The sequence below is a fragment of the Paraburkholderia sp. EG286B genome, from assembly GCF_040965655.1.
Classification (GTDB): domain Bacteria; phylum Pseudomonadota; class Gammaproteobacteria; order Burkholderiales; family Burkholderiaceae; genus Paraburkholderia.
Genome location: NZ_JBFRCF010000002.1, coordinates 141,260 through 160,463, shown reverse-complemented (window position 1 = coordinate 160,463; position 19,204 = coordinate 141,260). Strand labels below are relative to the sequence as shown.

General features: G+C 65.7%; 16 protein-coding genes. 14 read left to right on the top strand and 2 right to left on the bottom strand.

All coding sequences use genetic code 11. The annotated features are described in order from the left end of the window. The first annotated feature begins 19 nt into the window (after positions 1-19). Complete coding sequence (locus AB4Y42_RS04095; protein ID WP_368686065.1) at positions 20-1,123, top strand: saccharopine dehydrogenase C-terminal domain-containing protein; 1,104 nt, start codon at positions 20-22, stop codon at positions 1,121-1,123. 4 nt (positions 1,124-1,127) lie between these two features. Here AB4Y42_RS04095 and AB4Y42_RS04090 read toward each other — a convergent pair whose 3' ends face one another. Both AB4Y42_RS04090 and cydX read right to left on the bottom strand, forming a co-directional pair. Beyond that, complete coding sequence (locus AB4Y42_RS04090; protein WP_368686064.1) at positions 1,128-1,721, bottom strand: AAA family ATPase; 594 nt, start codon at positions 1,719-1,721, stop codon at positions 1,128-1,130. After that, positions 1,718-1,897 carry a cytochrome bd-I oxidase subunit CydX gene (gene cydX / locus AB4Y42_RS04085; protein ID WP_368686063.1) on the bottom strand — a complete coding sequence of 60 codons (180 nt, stop codon included), beginning with the start codon at positions 1,895-1,897 and terminating at the stop codon, positions 1,718-1,720. Before cydX ends, AB4Y42_RS04090 begins: the two co-directional genes overlap by 4 nt. Positions 1,898-2,038: 141 nt before the next feature. Between cydX and AB4Y42_RS04080 the strand changes: the two genes are divergently transcribed. The 13 genes from AB4Y42_RS04080 to AB4Y42_RS04020 all read left to right on the top strand — a co-directional run bounded on the left by AB4Y42_RS04080 (position 2,039) and on the right by AB4Y42_RS04020 (position 19,016). Beyond that, a complete protein-coding gene (locus AB4Y42_RS04080; RefSeq protein ID WP_368686062.1) occupies positions 2,039-2,485 on the top strand; it encodes a hypothetical protein in 447 nt (148 codons plus the stop codon). Between the two features lie 196 nt (positions 2,486-2,681). Beyond that, positions 2,682-3,659 (top strand): magnesium/cobalt transporter CorA, encoded by a 978-nt coding sequence (gene corA, locus AB4Y42_RS04075; RefSeq protein ID WP_368686061.1) that lies wholly within the window; start codon positions 2,682-2,684, stop codon positions 3,657-3,659. 178 nt (positions 3,660-3,837) lie between these two features. After that, positions 3,838-4,800: a sugar ABC transporter substrate-binding protein gene (locus AB4Y42_RS04070; protein WP_368693469.1), complete on the top strand. Its 963-nt coding sequence runs from the start codon at positions 3,838-3,840 to the stop codon at positions 4,798-4,800. 108 nt (positions 4,801-4,908) lie between these two features. Further along, positions 4,909-5,067, top strand: a complete 159-nt coding sequence (locus tag AB4Y42_RS04065) for a hypothetical protein (protein WP_368693468.1) — start codon at positions 4,909-4,911, stop codon at positions 5,065-5,067. Further along, entirely contained in the window at positions 5,067-6,779 is a 1,713-nt protein-coding gene (locus tag AB4Y42_RS04060; protein ID WP_368693467.1) for a sugar ABC transporter ATP-binding protein, read from the top strand. The genes AB4Y42_RS04065 and AB4Y42_RS04060 overlap by 1 nt, the downstream gene beginning before the upstream one ends. Further along, entirely contained in the window at positions 6,776-7,864 is a 1,089-nt protein-coding gene (locus AB4Y42_RS04055) for an ABC transporter permease (protein WP_368693466.1), read from the top strand. Before AB4Y42_RS04060 ends, AB4Y42_RS04055 begins: the two co-directional genes overlap by 4 nt. 138 nt (positions 7,865-8,002) lie before the next feature. Beyond that, entirely contained in the window at positions 8,003-9,040 is a 1,038-nt protein-coding gene (locus tag AB4Y42_RS04050) for a LacI family DNA-binding transcriptional regulator (protein WP_368693465.1), read from the top strand. A 44-nt stretch (positions 9,041-9,084) separates the two neighbouring features. Beyond that, on the top strand, positions 9,085-10,026 hold the full coding sequence (gene rbsK, locus AB4Y42_RS04045) for a ribokinase (RefSeq protein ID WP_368693464.1): 942 nt from the start codon (positions 9,085-9,087) through the stop codon (positions 10,024-10,026). 201 nt (positions 10,027-10,227) lie between these two features. Continuing rightward, entirely contained in the window at positions 10,228-12,012 is a 1,785-nt protein-coding gene (locus AB4Y42_RS04040) for a methyl-accepting chemotaxis protein (RefSeq protein ID WP_368693463.1), read from the top strand. Positions 12,013-12,393: 381 nt separating this feature from the next. After that, positions 12,394-13,155: a 2-keto-4-pentenoate hydratase gene (locus tag AB4Y42_RS04035; RefSeq protein WP_368686053.1), complete on the top strand. Its 762-nt coding sequence runs from the start codon at positions 12,394-12,396 to the stop codon at positions 13,153-13,155. Positions 13,156-13,928: 773 nt separating this feature from the next. Then, the gene (locus tag AB4Y42_RS04030) at positions 13,929-15,851 is read left to right on the top strand and encodes a PrkA family serine protein kinase (protein WP_069265701.1); all 1,923 of its coding nucleotides are present in this window, start codon (positions 13,929-13,931) and stop codon (positions 15,849-15,851) included. A 175-nt stretch (positions 15,852-16,026) separates the two neighbouring features. Beyond that, positions 16,027-17,295: a YeaH/YhbH family protein gene (locus AB4Y42_RS04025; RefSeq protein ID WP_342921284.1), complete on the top strand. Its 1,269-nt coding sequence runs from the start codon at positions 16,027-16,029 to the stop codon at positions 17,293-17,295. Further along, positions 17,292-19,016 carry a SpoVR family protein gene (locus AB4Y42_RS04020; RefSeq protein ID WP_368693462.1) on the top strand — a complete coding sequence of 575 codons (1,725 nt, stop codon included), beginning with the start codon at positions 17,292-17,294 and terminating at the stop codon, positions 19,014-19,016. The genes AB4Y42_RS04025 and AB4Y42_RS04020 overlap by 4 nt, the downstream gene beginning before the upstream one ends. Positions 19,017-19,204: the final 188 nt, after the last annotated feature.

Sequence of the window (19,204 nt, the reverse complement as noted above, 5' to 3'; positions counted from 1 at the left end):
AAACCAAAGGAGATGACCCATGAAAGTTGCGATTGCAGGCGCCGGCCTGATCGGCCACACCATTGCCCACATGCTGCGCGAGAGCGGCGACTACGAAGTCGCGGCGTTCGATCGCGATGCGAAGGCGCTCGAGCCGCTTGCGGCGCAGGGCATCCCCACCGCGCGTGTCGATTCCGGCGACGCGGCCGCGCTGCGCGGCGCGCTGGATGGCTACGACGTGCTCATCAATGCGCTGCCGTATTATCTCGCGGTGAACGTCGCCTCGGCAGCGAAGGGCGCGGGCGTCCATTACTTCGACCTGACCGAGGACGTGCGCGCGACCCACGCGATCCGCGCACTGGCCGACGGCGCCGATCATGTCTTCATGCCGCAATGTGGTCTCGCGCCCGGCTTCATCGGCATTGCGGCGCATGCGCTCGCGAGCCGCTTCACCGAGATCCGCGACGTCAAGATGCGCGTGGGCGCGCTGCCGCAGTTCCCCACCAACGCGCTCAAGTACAACCTCACGTGGAGCGTGGACGGTCTCATCAACGAGTATTGCCAGCCGTGCGAAGCGATCCGCGAAGGCCGCACGCAGTGGGTGCAGCCGCTCGAAGGTCTCGAGCATTTCTCGCTCGACGGCGTGGAGTATGAGGCCTTCAACACCTCGGGCGGCCTGGGCACGCTCTGCGAGACGCTTTCCGGCAAGGTCGAGTCGCTCGACTACAAGTCGGTGCGCTATCCAGGTCATCGCGCGCTCATGCAGTTCCTGCTCGAAGACCTGCGCCTTTCCAGCGACCGCGACACGCTCAAGTCCATCATGCGCCGCTCGGTGCCTGCCACGGAGCAGGACGTCGTGCTCATCTTCATGACGGTGACCGGCATGCGCGACGGCAAGCTCGTGCAGGAAGTGTTCACGCGCAAGATCTTCGCGAAGACGGTGTGCGGCGTGCCCATGAGCGCGATCCAGATCACCACCGCCGGCGCCATGTGCGCGGTGCTCGACCTGTTCCGCGAAAAGCGTCTGCCGCAAGCCGGGTTCGTGCGTCAGGAGCAGGTGTCGCTCCAGCAATTCCTCGCGAACCGCTTCGGTCAGGTGTACGAAGGCGCGACGCTCGACAGCCGCGCGAAGGTGGCGGCCTGAAATCTCAGGTCGATGCCGTTGCCGACACGATGCGCTCAAGCAAGGCGTCGTAGTCGGCCGCGGCGGGCGCGCTGTTGTCGAAGAGCAGCAGGCCGTCGAGTTGCGCACCCGTCGGCATGAAGCGCCGCTGCCGGTATTCGTCCCAGTGAGCGAGCTTGTAGGCGTCGATCGGATGGGCGCGCGCGACGATGCGCGCGTGCGCCGTTTCCTCGCTCGTATGCACCCACACCACGGTGAGCCCCACCTCCTGACCGACGCCGAGCCACGCGCGGTCGAACAGCTTGCGCTCGCGCACCTCGCGCGATAGCGGGCCGACCACGAGCGCGCTCACGCCAAGCTCGAGGTTTTCGCGGGCGGTGTCGATGAGCCCCCGGTACTCGGGTTGGCGAAAATGCTGCAGGAAGAGTGGGCTGTCGCGATCGTTCGGGTCGTGCGTGAGCGCGCCCATTGCGGCGGCGCTATAGCTGCCGTAGAGCGTGTCCTTGTCGAGCAGGCAGAACGGCTCGCCGGTCTCGCGGGCGAGCGGGGCGAACAGGCGTTTGGCAAGCGACGTCTTGCCGGCGCCGGCGTGGCCGCAGAAGAACACCAGACTCGTCACGGGCGGTGTGCCTCGCCATGTGGTGTGCCGGCGCCTGCCGAAGGGACGTTATCCGGGCCGGTCCGCTCCGGTCCGTGTCCGTTCAGGAATTTGCCGTTGGCGTCGAGCCACATCACGTTGATGATGCCAAAGCCGAGCGCAACGCCGATGCCGAGGATCCACGCGAAGTACCACATGGCCGTTGCCTCCTCTTGATGCCGGTTGCGAGCGCTGCCGCGCATTCCCCAAAGCATATAACAACGATGATCGGTCTGGCGCCCGTGCGGATATGATGGGCGCGAACCAGCAGCCAGAGGTCAGAAGAGGGGAAAGCGCCCATGCCGCCTTTGCCGTCGCGCAGGTCGATTGCGAGTCTCGCCGCCGCCATCACGGTGGTCGCCGCGTTCGCACTCGGCGGCTGTGCCGAGGAGCAGCCGCAGCCCATGCCGTTCAAGCCCGTGCCGGCCGAACGCATCCTGAAGCCTGGCTACACCGCGCCGGGCGAGGGCCTCGTGGCCGTGGACGTGCGCCGCGAGCGCACCCGCAACGTCATCGTCAAATTCCGCGACGCGCCCGTCTACCTCGACGGTGAGCCCGTGACCGACCTCATGGACGGCGAGCACGTCACGTTCTACCTCACGCCGGGCGTGCACCGCATCGCCGTGACGACCCAGTTCGATCCCGTGATCGAATTGCGCTTTCTCGTGGATCCGCGCTACACCAACCGCGCGAGCGTCACCTTCGACAAGGATCACCACATCGGCATCCGCCGCGTCGCGCAGTAGGCCAGCCGCCGTTCGCCACGACCGTTGCGCGCGGGCACGGGCAGTGCTCCCAAACGCCAGTCAGGCGCCGTCAGGCGGGCGCGCGCCGCTCGGGCACCCCGTCCAGACGCCGCCGGTCGACGGAACCCCTTACACTTGGCAACCGGTGCAACTCGAAGCGGCGCGGGCGCGACCCGCCGCGCGGAAGAAAAGGAACATGCTAATCAACTGCGTCGCGTATCAAGGCGGCAAGAAACTGGCAGACGTCACGGTCGAAGCCATCAGCGACTATCTGGCGAAGCCCGAGTGTTTCGTCTGGGTCGCGCTCAAGGATCCCGACGCCGGCGAAATGGCGGCGATGAAGGAGGAGTTCGGCCTGCATGCGCTCGCCATCGAAGACGTGATGAACGGCAACCAGCGGCCGAAGATCGAAGAATACGGCGACACGGTCTTCAGCGTGCTCCACACGCTCGAACTCGACGACGACGGCGAAGTCATCATAGGCCAGGTGAACGTATTCGCCGGCCCCAATTTCGTGCTCTCGGTTCGCCACCGCGCGCAGCAGGGTTTCACCGACGTTCGCGCGCGCTGCGAGCGCGAACCCGAATTGCTGCGCGAAGGCTCCGGGTTCGTGCTCTACGCGCTGATGGACAGCGTGGTCGACCGCTACGCGCCCGTGCTCGAAACGCTCTCCAGCGAGATCGAGGAACTGGAGGACCGCATCTTCGACAAGCACGACCTCGCGGGCTCGCGCGCGATCATCGAGGATCTCTACTCGCTCAAGCGCCGTCTCGTGATCCTCGCGCATCACGTCACGCCGCTCGTGGATGCCGTCGGCAAACTCGTGGGCGGGCGCATTCCGCAGATCTGCGTGGGCATGCAGGCGTACTACCGCGACGTGTACGACCATCTCGTGCGCGTGTCCAACATGATCGACGCACGCCGCGAAATGATCGTCACGGCCATCCAGGTGAACCTCGGCATGATCTCGCTCGCGGAGAACGAGGTGACCAAGCGGCTCGGTTCGTTTGCCGCGCTGTTTGCCGTGCCGACGATGATCGCGGGTATCTACGGCATGAACTTCGAGCATATTCCGGAGCTGCATTTCAGGTTTGGCTACCAGATCTGCCTCGCGGCCATGCTCGTGCTCGATATCTTCCTGTTTTTCCTGTTTCGTCGTATCAACTGGCTCTGAAGCGGGCTCTGAGTCGCGGCGGGCGTTGTTGCGCCGCCGCATGGCCGCCAGCGACGCTAGCGACAGAGCGAAGTTGACATCGTTCAGCGCCTGCGCCGAGAATGGGCCGGCAGAAAACGTTTGCGCATAACCAGAAAGCAGGGCCCAGCCGGGCCCGACAAACCGGAGACTTCCAGACATGAACTCCCGCATTCGCCGCCGCATCCTTCTCGCCGCCAGCGCGCTCGCCACGACCGCCGTGACAGGCGCCTTGCCGCTCGCGGCCCGCGCCCAGGCGCCTCACAAGCCGAAGGTCGCGCTCATCATGAAGTCGCTCGCCAACGAGTTCTTCCTCACCATGGAGACCGGCGCGAAGGACTATCAAAAGCACAACGCCGACCAGTTCGATCTCATCACCAACGGCATCAAGAACGAGACCGACACCGCCGCGCAAATCCAGATCGTCGAGCAGATGATCGTCTCGAAGGTCGACGCCATCGTGCTCGCGCCCGCCGACTCCAAGGCGCTCGTGCCCGTCGTGAAGAAGGCGGTGGACGCGGGCATCATCGTCGTGAACATCGACAACAAGCTCGATGCCGACGTGCTCAAGTCCAAGGATCTGAACGTGCCGTTCGTCGGCCCGGACAACCGCAAGGGCGCCCGCCTCGTGGGCGACTACCTGGCCAGGCGCCTGAAGTCGGGCGACCCGGTGGGCATCGTCGAGGGCGTGTCCACCACGACCAACGCGCAGCAGCGTACCGCGGGCTTCAAGGACGCAATGGACGCCGTGGGCGCGAAGATCGTCTCGACGCAGTCGGGCGAATGGGAGATCGACAAGGGCAACGCCGTCGCCTCCGCCATGCTCAATGAATACCCGGACATCAAGGCGCTGCTGTGTGGCAACGACAACATGGCGATCGGCGCCGTGTCGGCCGTGCGCGCGGCGGGCAAGCAGGGCAAGGTGTACGTGGTCGGCTACGACAACATCGCCGCCATCAAGCCCATGCTCAAGGACGGCCGCGTACTCGCCACCGCCGACCAGTTCGCGGCGAAACAGGCCGTGTTCGGCATCGACACGGCCTTGAAGGCGCTCAAGGAGCACAAGAAGCAGTCGGAGCTGTCGGGCATCGTCGAAACGCCCGTGGTGCTCGTCACGAAGTGAAGCGCTGCCGGCAGGCGCCACGCCGTGGCGCGGCGGTATTTGCGTGCGCAACGCAATAAGCGCTCAAGAATCTCGCTGCGCAGCCGTTATTTGTACCGGGATGGCCGCATGGGCGGCCGTCTTCCGCTGGGCGGCGTATCGCTGCCCAGCGCGCCGTTCGAGGCGCGCTCTACCGGAGCGTGCGGCGGCGGTGCGGACCCGCGGTATCCGGGCGGCGCGACTCACCGGTTGAACCCGGCGGCGCGGCTCGCGACTACAGGATCGTGATGGAAGCAAATGTCCCCGACGTAGCGTCGCCTGCGCCCGCCGTGCTTACGGTGACGGGCGTCGGCAAGACCTACGAGCAGCCGGTGCTCGCCGACGTCAGCCTCGCGCTGCACGCCGGCGAAGTGCTTGCGCTCACGGGGGAAAACGGCGCCGGCAAGAGCACGCTCTCGAAGATCGTGAGCGGCCTCACGGCGCCGAGCGCGGGCAGCATGAAGCTGATGGGCCAGCCCTACGCCCCGGCGAGCCGCCGCGAAGCCGAGGCGCTCGGCGTGCGCATGGTCATGCAGGAGCTGAACCTGCTGCCCACGCTGAGCGTTGCGGAGAACCTGTTTCTGGACCGCCTGCCGCAGTCGGGGCCGCTGCGGTTCGGCTGGATCGATCGCAGGCGGCTGCGCGACGACGCGCGGGCCGCGATGGCGCAGGTCGGGCTCGAGGCGATCGACCCCGACACGCCGGTCGGGGAGCTGGGTATCGGGCATCAGCAGCTCGTGGAGATCGCGCGCAACCTGATCGGCAGCGCCGCCGGTGTCGGTGGTGCCGATGGCGGCGACATGCGCGTGCTGATCCTCGACGAGCCGACGGCCATGCTCACGGCCCGCGAGGTCGAGCTGCTGTTCGAGCAGATCGCGCGGCTGAAGGCGCGCGGCGTGGCGATCGTCTACATCTCGCACCGGCTCGAAGAACTCGAGCGCATCGCGCAGCGCGTCGCGGTGCTGCGCGACGGCAAGCTCGTGCGGGTCGATGCCATGGCCAACCTCACGCCCGCGCGCATCGTCGCGCTGATGGTGGGACGCGAGCTTGGCGAGCGCATCGATCTGGGGCAGCGGCGCATCGGCGCGCCGCTCCTGAAGGTGGACGGACTCACGCGCGCGAAGGCCGTGCGCGACGTGTCGTTCGAAGTGCGCGCCGGCGAGATTTTCGGCGTGTCGGGGCTGATCGGCGCGGGCAGGACGGAGCTGATGCGGCTCATCTACGGCGCCGACCGCATGGAGCGCGGCACGGTGGCGGTGGCGCCCACGCCGGGCGCGGCGCCGCAGCCGGTGCAGATCGCCTCGCCCGCCGACGCGGTTCGGCTTGGCATCGCGCTCATCACCGAGGACCGCAAGGGCGAAGGGTTGCTGCTGCCGCAGCCGCTCGCGGCGAACGTGACGCTCGGCAACGTGGGCGCGGTATCGCGCTATGGCGTGGTGGACGCGGCGCGCGAGACCACGCTGGCGCGCACGCAGATCGACGCGCTGCGAATCCGCGCGTCCGGACCCGCGCAGCCGGTGGGCGAGCTGTCGGGCGGCAACCAGCAGAAGGTGGTGATCGGCCGCTGGCTCGCCCGCGACATCACGCAGTCGATGCGCGTCGTGCTGTTCGACGAGCCCACGCGCGGCATCGACGTCGGCGCGAAGTTCGACATCTACGCGCTGATGGGCGCGCTCGCGCGCGAAGGCCGGGCGCTCGTGGTGGTGTCGAGCGACCTGCGCGAGCTGATGCTGATCTGCGACCGCATCGGCGTGATGTCGGCGGGCAAGATGACGGCCATCTACGGTCGCGACGAGTGGAGCCAGGACAAGCTGCTGGCGGCCGCGTTCGCGGGGCTGCGCGCCGAGGATGCGCTGGTCGCGAACGCGTGCGATCTGCCGGAGATGGGCGAGGTGCCGCCGCACCTGGAAACGCGCAAGCCGCAGGAACGCAACGACGACCCACGAGGGAGCGCTTCATGACGAACGATCCGTTGCGCGGGCAACCGTCGCCGCCGGGCGACGAAAGCGGTGGGCGTACCCGTTCGGCCGAAATCGCGCCGGCCGCGGCGCCCGGGCCGGCGCCGCATGCCATGCAGGCGAGCGGCAAGCCCGTGGGGACGCGCTTTGGCTTTTCGAACTATCTGGGCCTCGCGCTCGCGCTGATCGCGATGATCGTGTTGTTCTCGCTGCTGAGTTCGCACTTCCTCACGTACGATACGTTCAGCACCATCGCGAACCAGATTCCCGATCTCGTGGTGATGGCCGTGGGCATGACCTTCGTGCTGATCATCGCGGGCATCGATCTTTCGGTGGGCTCGGTGCTCGCGCTCGGCGCTTCGGTGGTGAGCGTGGCGTCGCTCAAGTGGGGCTGGGGCGCGCTGCCGGCGGCGCTGCTCGGCCTCGTCGCCGCGGCGGCCACCGGCACGCTCACGGGCGCGGTGACGGTGGGCTGGCGCATCCCGTCGTTCATCGTCTCGCTCGGCGTGCTCGAAGCGGCGCGCGGGCTGGCGTACCAGATGACGAATTCGCGCACGGCGTATATCGGCGACGCGTTCGACTTTCTCTCGAACCCGATCGCATTCGGCATCTCACCGGCGTTCCTGATCGCGGTGGCGGTGATGGTGATCGCGCAGCTCACGCTGACGCGCACGGTGTTCGGACGGTATCTGATTGGTATCGGTACCAACGAGGAAGCGGTGCGCCTGGCGGGCGTCGATCCGCGGCCGTACAAGGTGATCGTGTTCGCGCTGATGGGCGCGTTTTCGGGGCTCGCGGCGCTGTTCCAGATTTCGCGCCTCGAAGCCGCCGATCCGAACGCCGGCGTGGGGCTGGAATTGCAGGTGATCGCGGCCGTGGTGATCGGCGGCACGAGCCTGATGGGCGGGCGCGGCTCGGTCATCAGCACGTTCTTCGGCGTGCTGATCATCTCGGTGCTGGCCGCGGGGCTCGCGCAGATCGGCGCGAACGAGCCCACCAAGCGCATCATCACCGGCGCGGTGATCGTCGTGGCGGTCGTGCTCGACACGTACCGCAGCAGGCGAAGTCGTAGAGGCAGCAGGGCATAACAATTTTTCGAGGGCGCGGTCCGCAATGCAGCGCGGGCCGGCGGAAATGACCGGGGAAGCGACGCCAGACCAAACCAACAACGGGCGCGCAGAGAGCCGGCAGCAACAGGGCAGCAAAAAAGCAGGAGCAACATAAATATGGCGACGATCAAGGATGTGGCCGCCGTGGCGGGGGTATCTTTCACGACGGTGTCGCATGTGGTGAACAATTCGCGTCCGGTGTCGGCGGACGTGCGGGCCAAGGTCGAGCGTGCGATCCGCGACCTGAACTACGTGCCGTCGGCGGTGGCGCGCTCGCTCAAGGCGCGTGCGACGGCGACCGTGGGTCTGCTCGTGCCGAACGGCACCAACCCGTATTTCGCGGAGCTTGCGCGCGGGGTCGAGGACGCCTGCGCGCGCAAGGGCTACTGCGTGTTCTTCTGCAACTCCGACGACGACCCGGCCAAGCAGCGTAGCTACCTGCGCGTGCTGCAGGAAAAGCGCATCGACGGCCTCATCGTCGCCTCGGCCGGTGACGACGCGGTGCTGGCCTCGACGCTTGCCGATACGCGCGAGCCGATCGTCGTCATCGACCGCAACATCGAGGGGCTCGACGCCGATCTCGTGCAGATCGACCACGAGCGCGGCGCCTGGCTCGCCACGCGGCATCTGCTCGAACTCGGGCACTCGCGCATTGGCTGCATCACCGGGCCGGTGACGACCGCGGTGAGCGCGATGCGCATGCACGGCTTCCTGCGCGCCATGTCCGAGCGCGGCGTGGAGATCGCGCCGGGGGCGATCGTCGAAAGCGACTTTTCCGGCGCGGGCGGTTACCGCGCGGCGGCGCAACTGTTCGACAGCGTGCGGCCGACCGCGATCTTCGCCGGCAACGACATGATGGGCATCGGCGCCTTGCGCGCGGCCGCCGAGCGCGGCTTGCGCGTGCCGGGCGATTGCTCGATCATCGGCTTCGACGATATCGAGCTGGGCAACTTCACCTGGCCCGCGCTCTCGACGGTCGGCCAGCCGGCGCGTGCGCTCGGCGACATGGCGGCGCTCACGCTGATCGAGCGCATCGCGAACGCGCGCGAGGAAGGCGCGAGGGCGCGGCGCCGCGTCATGCCGCCTGCGCTGTTCGCGCGCGAATCGACGGGGCCCTGGGTCGGTGCCGAGGAGTACGCGCCGCTCGCGGCCTGAGGCAGGGTGGCTGTGGCGAAGGCGCAAGCCATCGAGGAGGCATCGTGACGACTGACGCAGCAAAGCCGACCGACGCGCGCGCTCGCGTGGCCGTGGTCGGCAGTCTGAACATGGATCTCGTCGCGCGTGCGCCGCGCTTGCCGGCTCCCGGCGAGACGCTCGCGGGCCATGCGTTTGCGCAGGTGGCCGGCGGCAAGGGCGGCAACCAGGCGGTGGCCGCGGCGCGCCTGGGCGCTCAGGTGGCGATGGTCGGCCGGGTCGGCGCCGACAGCAACGGCGAGGTATTGCGCGCGGGGCTGATGGCAGAAGGGATCGACTGTGGCGCGCTCGAAACCTCGCCTGGCGCGCCGACCGGCGTGGCGTTGATCATCGTCGACGACGCGAGCCAGAATGCCATCGTCATCGTGGCCGGCAGCAACGGCGAACTCACGCCCGAAACGATTGCGCGCCATGAAGCCGTGCTCGCGCAGGCCGATGTCGTGGTCTGCCAGCTCGAAACGCCCACCGTCGCCGTGGCAGCCGCGCTCGCCGCCGCACGGCGCCTGGGCAAGATCACCATCCTCAATCCAGCGCCCGCTACGGGGCCGCTGCCCGCGCAGTGGCTCCCGCTGATCGACTATCTCGTGCCGAACGAACTGGAGGCCGCCGCGCTCACCGGCTTGCCCGCGAGCACGCCCGAGGAGGCGGCGCGCGCGGCGTCGGCGCTGCGTGAAGCGGGCGCACGCAACGTGCTGGTGACGCTCGGGGCGCAGGGGGTATGCGCGCTGCTCGACGGCGCCGCGGCCGTCCATCTGCCCGCGCCACGCGTCAATGCGGTGGACACGACGGCGGCCGGCGACACCTTCATCGGCGGACTGGCCGCGCGCCTGGCTGCCGGTGCGCCTGCGCTCGAAGCCATCGCTTTCGCATTGCGCGCGGCGTCGGTTTCCGTCACGCGCGCGGGCGCTCAACCTTCCATTCCCACGCTCGCCGAACTCGCGGGCTGAGCGTATCCGCACGTCTCGCTGCCATACAAGCCATGGCCGGCCGCGGCATGGCTTATTCACCCCGCGCATGAATGCAGTCCGTTAATACTTCATACCATATACACATTTCAAGACCATGAAAACCTGTGCCGTAAACGCCTGTTAGAGCGACAACTCAATGTCGGGCGCTGGCCCGACCACACCACAAGCGTTGGGGGAGTCATGGGCAAGGGCATCAGTATCAAGGCGCGCATCGGCATCACGATGGGCTTTCTGGCGGCGTTGATCGTCGCGATCAGTGCGGTCGGGCTGCTGGGTCTCACGCGTTCGAACGACGCGTATCGCGAGACCTTCACCGACCAGATGCCGAGTTCACACGCGGTCAACCTGGCCGAGATCTACGCGGCGCGCGAGCGTCTCGCGCTCGACCGGGCCGCCTTCGAACTGGGTACATCCGACGCCGCCGCAACGATCGACCGTGCACATATGCTGCGCGGCGTGTCGGACGACTTCTGGAAGAAGTACATGGCCTTGCCGCACGACGGCGAGGAAGCGCGCCTCGCCCAGGATGTCGGGGCCCGGCGCGAGGCCCTGCACCAGATCGCGGACCAATTCATGACGACCGTCCAGTCGGGCGACCAGGCGAAGGTCGTGGCGGGCGCCAAGGCGCTCAAGGAAGCCTACGACGGGCTCTCGAAGGCCGACGCCGTGCTCGACAAATTCCAGATGACGCAAGCGCAGCAGGGCTTCGACGACGCCCAGGCCGCGTTCTCGGAACTGCGCATCGCGTGCATCGCGGCGCTGCTCGTGGGCATCGGCGCGGCCGCCTATTCGTTCTTCTCGCTGCGCCGCGCCATTGCGGAGCCGCTCGGCGAAGCGCTCGGCGCTTTCCATGCGATCGCCGCCGGCGATCTGCGCCGGCCCGTGGTCGTGCGCCGCAACGACGAGATGGGCGAACTGCTGGGCGGCGTCGCGCAGATGCAGCGCAGCCTCACCGAAACGGTGCGTTCGGTACGCTCGGGCACCGAATCGATCGCCACGGCCACGCGCGAGATCGCCGCGGGCAACCTCGACCTCTCGTCGCGCACCGAAGAACAGGCTTCGGCGCTCCAGCAGACCGCCTCGAGCATGGAACAGCTCACCGGCACCGTGAAGCAGAATGCCGACAACGCCCGCCAGGCCAGCGCGCTCGCCGCCAACGCCTCGGAAATCGCCAACAAGGGCAGCTCGGTCGTCAGTCAGGTGGTCGGCACGATGGGCGACATCAACGACAGCTCCGCGAAGATTGCCGACATCATCACGATCATCGAGGGCATCGCGTTCCAGACCAACATCCTCGCGCTCAATGCGGCCGTCGAAGCGGCGCGCGCGGGCGAGGAGGGGCGCGGCTTCGCCGTGGTCGCGGGCGAGGTGCGCAGCCTCGCGCAGCGCTCGTCGGCGGCGGCCAAGGAGATCAAGGGGCTCATCGACACCTCGGTCGAGCGCGTGCAGGCGGGGTCGGCGCTGGTCGACGAGGCGGGCCGCACGATGACCGAGATCATCGCCGCGGTGCAGCGCGTGACCGACATCATGGGCGAGATCGCGGCGGCTTCGCAGGAGCAGTCGGGCGGCATCGACCAGGTCGCGCGCGCGGTCACGCAGATGGATGAGGTGACCCAGCAGAACGCGGCGCTCGTCGAGGAGGCCGCCGCCGCGGCGCAGTCGCTCGAGGACCAGGCGGGACGCCTGCGCGAGGCCGTCGCGGTGTTCAACCTGGATGACGCGGCGGGACGGGCGGCACCGGTGCCGCCCGTGCGGGCAGCTGCCAGGACGGCTGCCGTCCCGCGGGCTGTCACGCGCCCGGCAGCGGCCACCGGGGCTGCTGCGCCCGCGGCGAGGCGCGCGCCGCGCAGCACTCCGGCTCCCGCCTCCGCCCAGCCGGCCGCACGGCCCGCCGCGGCCCCGAGCGTGCCGGTGAGCGCGGTGGCGTCGGGCGCCGGTTCGAGCGGCGACTGGGAAACCTTCTGAGACTCCTCTGACCCGCCGCGCGGACCGTCCGCGCGCGAGTGCCAGCCGCTGCGCCGCAGCGGCTTTTTTTACGCCTTTGACCCCGTTGTGCGGCCCCGCCGTGCGCCATACGAGCGCCGTTACGGTACATTGTCAGCCGTGTCATCTGCGGGGCCCGGTCGGCGCGCTACACTGCGGCGCCCAGCGGTGCCCGCGAGCGGCATGGCGTCGTGCTGGACGGTTCAGCCCGCGCCGATGCCTGAGCGCGGCCCGTACGGGGTGGCGCCGCAAGGGGCAGGACCCGCGCCGCAGGGGCAAGGGAGGGCGCACCGCGCCAGGCAGGACGGATTGCGCCGGCATCGAGCGCCGGCGCCGCATGACAGCACAAACAAGGAACCCGACATGACGCATGACGATCTCACGCAACGCCTCGTGAATGCGCGCCGGCATCATCATCTGATCGAAACGCTGGAACCTGAGCGCGTGCCGCCGGACGCGGCCACGGCTTACGCGATCCAGCAGGCGGTGCTCGCCGGGCTCGAAACGACCACGGGCGGCTGGAAGGTGGGCGCGCGCGCCCCGGGCGGCCCCGCCTCGGGCGCGCCGATCCCGGCGCCGCTCGTGCACGCCTCGCCGGCGCGCTTCGAGCGCCGCCAGTTCTTCCGCGTGCTCGTGGAACTGGAGATCGCCTTTCGTTTTTCGGAACCGATCGTCCCGCGCGCCGAAGCCTATGCGCGCGACGAGGTGCTCGCGCGCGTCGGCCAGATCCTGCCGGCCATCGAGATCGTCGATAGCCGTTTCGCGCAATGGCCCAACGTCGCGCCGCTCGCCCAGCTCGCCGATGCACAGAACAATGGCGCACTCGTGACCGGTCATGCGCTGCCGTACCCGGCGCTTGCCCGCGTGCTCGATTTCGTCGCGCCGGAGCTCGAACTGACGTTCGACGGCGCCTCGCTCGTGCCGGAGGCGCCGGGCAACCCCGCTGGCGATCCGCGCGAACTGCTGGTCTGGTTCGTCAATCATTGCGCCGCCATGGGCATCACGATCGAGCCCGAATGGACCATTACGACCGGCACTTATGTCGGTGCGCACCGCATCGATACACCGGGCCTCCTGCACGGCCACATCGACGGGCTGGGGGAAGTCGAAGTCGAGTTCGTCTAGGTCGCCCAGGGGCGCATCGCGCATCATGTAACTGTCGCACCTGTCATATTTGCTCTCACGAACGGCCGCCGCGCGCATTGCGCGGCGGCTTTATTTTTTTGTGCGCGCTATGTGGCTCATGGGTGTAAACCTGGCAACCTGTCACGGGTGTCATCTCCATCGCGCGTCGTTCGATCGGAGCGGGAAAACCACTACTGCCGACAGGGCCTGGCAGCGTCGGTTGGCATCCGCGCAGGAATGCGCGGCAGGTCACCGACGATGGCGAAATCGACGCGTAAAACGGGAAAAAAATCGCATTGACGCGTGCTCACAACATTGGCGTGGCAGTGCGCAATGCGAGCGCGCTCTGCGGGCTCGCGAACAAATCGTAACGAATGGGTGTGCACCGGCGCTGCACTGGTGCGTTGGATGAAGAGGCGCTGCGTATGCCGTAGCGCCGGTCAGGCCGGATGACAAGGCGAAAAGCCGGTCGAACACCAGGTAAAAAGCGGCTTGCTGCGAATGCCCGGCCCGACGTAATTGGCCAACACGCAGGCACAGCATTTGGGAAGGAGCGTGACCCCGGTCTGAAATTTGCACCAGTGGGGAAGATCATTGTAAGTCGTTGTCTGGCGCCCTCCAAGCGCTCAATAATGCTTAGCTTTAGAGGGCACATCAGGCGCGATTTAACGGTGCGAAAAATTTCAAAAGGGTTTAGGATGAATTTGAGCGATGTCGTTTCCGAATAGCGCGCCGCGCACGACATCGGTCGCAGATCTCGGCGAGGAGGTAGCATGGATATCTACAGCAGCTTCGCGACCCGCTTCGAAAAAACGCGAGAGGAGGAGTTCTCGCTCGAGGAGTATCTCGCGCTCTGCAAGGAAGATCCCAATGCGTACGCCACGGCTGGCGAACGCATGCTGACGGCAATCGGCGAACCCGAACAGATCGACACCCGCAACGATCCGCGTCTGTCGCGCATCTTTGCGAACAAGGTCATCAAGGTGTATCCCGCATTCCGCGAGTTCTATGGCATGGAAGACGTGATCGAGCAGGTCGTCGCGTATTTCCGCCATGCGGCGCAAGGACTCGAAGAGAAGAAGCAGATTCTCTATCTGCTCGGTCCGGTGGGCGGCGGCAAGTCCTCCATCGCCGAGCGTCTGAAGCAGCTGATGGAGCGCGTGCCGTTCTACTCGATCAAGGGCTCGCCCGTGAACGAGTCTCCGCTCGGGTTGTTCGACTACGACGAAGACGGTCCGATACTCGAAGAGCAATACGGCATCCCGCGCCGTTACCTGCGCAGCATCCTGAGCCCGTGGGCGGTGAAGCGCCTGCACGAGTACAACGGCGACATCCGCAAGTTCCGCGTGGTGCGCCGCTTCCCCTCCATCCTGCGCCAGATCGGCATCGCGAAGACCGAGCCTGGCGACGAGAACAATCAGGACATCTCGTCGCTCGTCGGCAAGGTGGACATCCGCAAGCTCGAGCAATACGCCCAGGACGACGCCGACGCATACAGCTACTCGGGCGGCCTGTGTCTCGCGAATCAGGGCCTGCTCGAATTCGTCGAAATGTTCAAGGCGCCGATCAAGGTGCTGCATCCGCTGCTCACGGCCACCCAGGAAGGCAACTTCAAGGGCACCGAAGGATTCGGGGCGATTCCGTTCAACGGCATCATCCTCGCGCACTCGAACGAGTCGGAGTGGAAGGCGTTCCGCAACAACCGTAACAACGAGGCACTGCTCGATCGTATCTTCGTGGTGAAGGTGCCGTACTGCCTGCGCTACTCGGAAGAGATGAAGATCTACGAGAAGCTGTTGCGCAATTCGTCGCTGGCCGAGGCCGTGTGCGCCCCGGGCACGCTGAAGATGATGGCGCAAATGTCGGTGCTCACGCGCCTGCAGGAGCCGGAGAACTCCAGCCTCTTCTCGAAGATGCAGGTGTACGACGGCGAAAACCTCAAGGACACCGATCCAAAAGCGAAGTCGTACCAGGAATATCGCGACTTCGCGGGCGTGGACGAAGGGATGAACGGGGTCTCGACGCGCTTCGCGTTCAAGATTCTTTCGCGCGTGTTCAACTTCGACTCGACCGAAGTGGCCGCGAATCCGGTGCATCTCATGTATGTGCTCGAACAGCAGATCGAGCGCGAGCAGTTCCCGCCGGAAACCGAGCAGAAGTATCTGTCGTTCGTGAAGGACGTGCTGGCCTCGCGTTACGCGGAGTTCATCGGCAAGGAGATCCAGACCGCTTACCTCGAGTCGTATTCCGAATACGGGCAGAACATCTTCGACCGCTATGTCACCTACGCCGACTTCTGGATTCAGGACCAGGAGTTCCGCGATCACGATACGGGCGAAAGCTTCGATCGCGCGGCGTTGAATGCCGAGCTCGAAAAGATCGAGAAGCCCGCGGGCATCAGCAATCCGAAGGACTTCCGCAACGAGATCGTGAACTTCGTGCTGCGCGCGCGTGCGGCCAACGCCGGCAAAAATCCGGCCTGGATCAGCTACGAGAAGCTGCGCGTGGTGATCGAAAAGAAAATGTTTTCGAACACGGAAGAACTTTTGCCGGTCATCTCGTTCAATGCGAAAGGATCGGCGGAAGAGCAGCGCAAGCACGAAGACTTCGTCAACCGCATGGTGGCGAAGGGCTATACGCCGAAGCAGGTCCGGTTGCTGTGCGACTGGTATCTGCGGGTGCGCAAGTCGTCGTGAACGTAGAGGCTTTATCGTCCGGTCGCGCTGCCGCAGCTTTGCGGCGGCGCCAGCGGACCCCCGGCGGGGCGCAGGCGGCGTGGCCATGAGCGGGTGAACGCGGCACGCACGATGGCAGACGCGGCAATGAACACTGCGCACCTCGCCCATTCGAAACTGGAGCGGGAGACTGGATGTGCTTCATCAAATCATCGACCGCAGGCTAGCCGGAAAGAACAAGAGCATTGCTAACCGCGAGCGCTTTTTGCGCCGCGTGAAGAACTATATTCGTCACGCCGTTTCGGAAGCGGTGCGTGACCGCAGCATCAGGGACATACAGAGCAACCAGAGCATCACCATTCCGCGCAAGGACATCGCGGAGCCGTCGTTCCGGCACGGCCCCGGCGGCAAGCGCGAAATGGTTCACCCAGGCAACGAGGACTACATTCGCGGCGACCGCATTCCGCGCCCACAGGGCGGCGGGGGCGGTGGCGGCAGCCAGGCGAGCAACGAGGGCGAAGGTCAGGACGACTTCGTGTTCGAACTCTCCCGCGAAGAATTCATGCAGTACTTCTTCGACGACCTCGAACTGCCGCGCCTCGTCAAAACCCATCTCATGGCCGTGCCGACGTGGAAGAGCATCCGCGCGGGCTGGGCGGCCGAAGGCACGCCGAACAACATCGACGTCGTGAGATCGCTGCGCAGCGCGCTCGGCCGTCGCATCGCGCTCGGTGCGCCGCTCGTCAACGAACTGCACGAACTCGAGGAGCAGCTCGAAGCGCTCAAGGCCGACCCGGCCGACCGGCGCGAAGAAATCGCGCTGCTCGAAGAGCAGATTCATCATTTGCGCGGGCGCATCTGGCGCATTCCGTTCATCGACCCGTTCGATCTGCGTTACGTGAATCGCGTGAAGCAGCCGCAACCGTCGAGCCAGGCCGTGATGTTCTGCCTGATGGACGTGTCGGGCTCGATGGACGAGCAGCGCAAGGACTTGTCCAAGCGCTTCTTCATCCTGCTGTACCTGTTCCTCAAGCGCAATTACGAAAAGATCGAGGTGGTCTTCATTCGCCACCACACGCGCGCCGAGGAAGTGGACGAGGACACCTTCTTTCATTCCACCGAAAGCGGCGGCACGGTCGTGTCGAGCGCGCTGGAGCTGATGAAAAAAGTGATCGAGGACCGTTATTCGCCAAGCGACTGGAACATCTACGGCGCACAGGCTTCGGACGGCGACAATTGGACTGACGATTCGCCCAAATGCCGCAAGATTCTCGCGGATGACATACTGCCGCAGGTGCGCTATTTTGCGTATATTCAGGTGACGCCGGAGGAGCAGAACCTCTGGCTCGAATACGCGCAGCTCGCACTCACCGAACCGCATCTGGCGATGAAGAAAGTCGACACCGCGGCGGACATCTACCCGGTGTTCCGGGAGCTTTTCGAAAAGCAGGTGGAGCACTCATGACGACACGCCACCTGCACAATGAGGCGCGCGGCTACCAGCCGGAGCGCCGGAAGACGAGCGGCCACGAAAAAGGGCATCATGGCGAACACGGTGACGAGCGCAAGCCCGGCCACCACGAAGACGCCGAAGCGCCCGGACATGCCGCCGGGGCTGCTCGCCACAAGGAGCATGGGCTCGCCCAGCAAAGGGAAGTGCAAATGAACGTAGCCGACAAACGGCCGTTGCCGTGCCCCTCCGACTGGACCTTCGAACTCATCGAGGAGTACGACACTCATATCTCGCATGTTGCAGAGCAATACGAACTGGATGTCTATCCGATCCAGCTCGAACTGATCAGCGCCGAGCAGATGATGGACGCCTATGCGTCCGTCGGCATGCCGGTGAACTATCGCCACTGGTCGTTCGGCAAGCACTTTCTCTCCACCGAAAAGAGCTATCGCCGCGGCCAGATGGGTCTCGCCTACGAGATCGTCATCAACTCCAACCCCTGCATCGCGTATCTCATGGAAGAGAACACCATGACGATGCAGGCGCTCGTGATCGCGCACGCCGCGTACGGGCACAACTCGTTCTTCAAGGGCAACTATCTGTTCCGTCTCTGGACGGACGCGCACGCGATCATCGACTACCTCGTCTATGCGAAGAATTACATCGCCGAATGCGAGGAACGCTATGGTCTCGACCGCGTGGAAGAGTTGCTCGACTCGTGCCACGCGCTCATGAATTACGGCGTGGACCGCTACAAACGCCCGCAAAAGCTCTCGCTCGAACGCGAGGCCGCATTGCGCCGGGAACGAGAGGCTTATCTGCAGTCGCAGGTCAATGAGCTGTGGCGCACGCTGCCCAAGCAGCAAATGCCCGTCGCCGAGGAGATCGACGAGCGCTTTCCGCCGGAGCCACAGGAAAACCTGCTGTATTTCGCCGAAAAGAACTCGCCGCTGCTCGAGCCGTGGGAGCGCGAAGTCATCCGTATCGTGCGCAAGATCGGGCAATACTTCTACCCGCAGCGGCAAACCCAGGTCATGAACGAAGGCTGGGCCACGTTCTGGCATTACACGCTGCTCAACACGCTTTATACGCAGGGCAAGCTCGAAGACGGCTTCATGATGGAGTTCCTGCATTCGCACAGCAACGTGATCTATCAGCCGCCGGTGACGAAGCCGTATTACAGCGGCATCAATCCGTATGCGCTCGGCTTTTCGATGATGAGCGACATTCGCCGCATCTGCGAAAGCCCCACGGAGGAGGACCGCAAGTGGTTCCCCGAGCTGGCCGGCAGTCCGTGGCTCAAGGCGTTGCACTACGCCATGCGCAACTTCAAGGATGAGAGCTTCGTGGCGCAATACCTGTCGCCGCATCTGATCCGCGAAATGCGGCTCTTCTCGGTGCTCGACGACGACATGCGCGACGCCCTCGAAGTCTCGGCGATCCACGACGAAAGCGGCTACCAGTACGTGCGCCAGGCGCTCTCGCGTCAGTACGACATGCATCATCGCGAGCCGAATATCCAGGTGTGGTCGGTGAACACGCGCGGCGATCGCAGTCTCACGCTGCGTCACTTCATGAGCGACAATCGTCACCTTTCGGGCGATACCGACGAAGTGCTGCGCCACATGGCGCGCCTCTGGCAATTCGACGTGTTCCTCGAAAGCGTGGACGAGAACGGCACGGTCCGAAAACGCTACGAATGCCGTTATGTGCCGCCGCCGATTCGCGTATAGCCATCGCGCTGCGAAACGCGGTTGAGCGTATCCGTCATGAGGCCAGCCCGCGGGCTGGCCTCTTTCATTGATGCCTGTGCAACGACGCTGCAATCGAACACGTACCGGAACGCCCATGCGCGCTAACATACTGCGCCAGTGAACCTGCAGCTAAAAAAACACCGCCCGCAGAGGCGGATTTCGAAAGG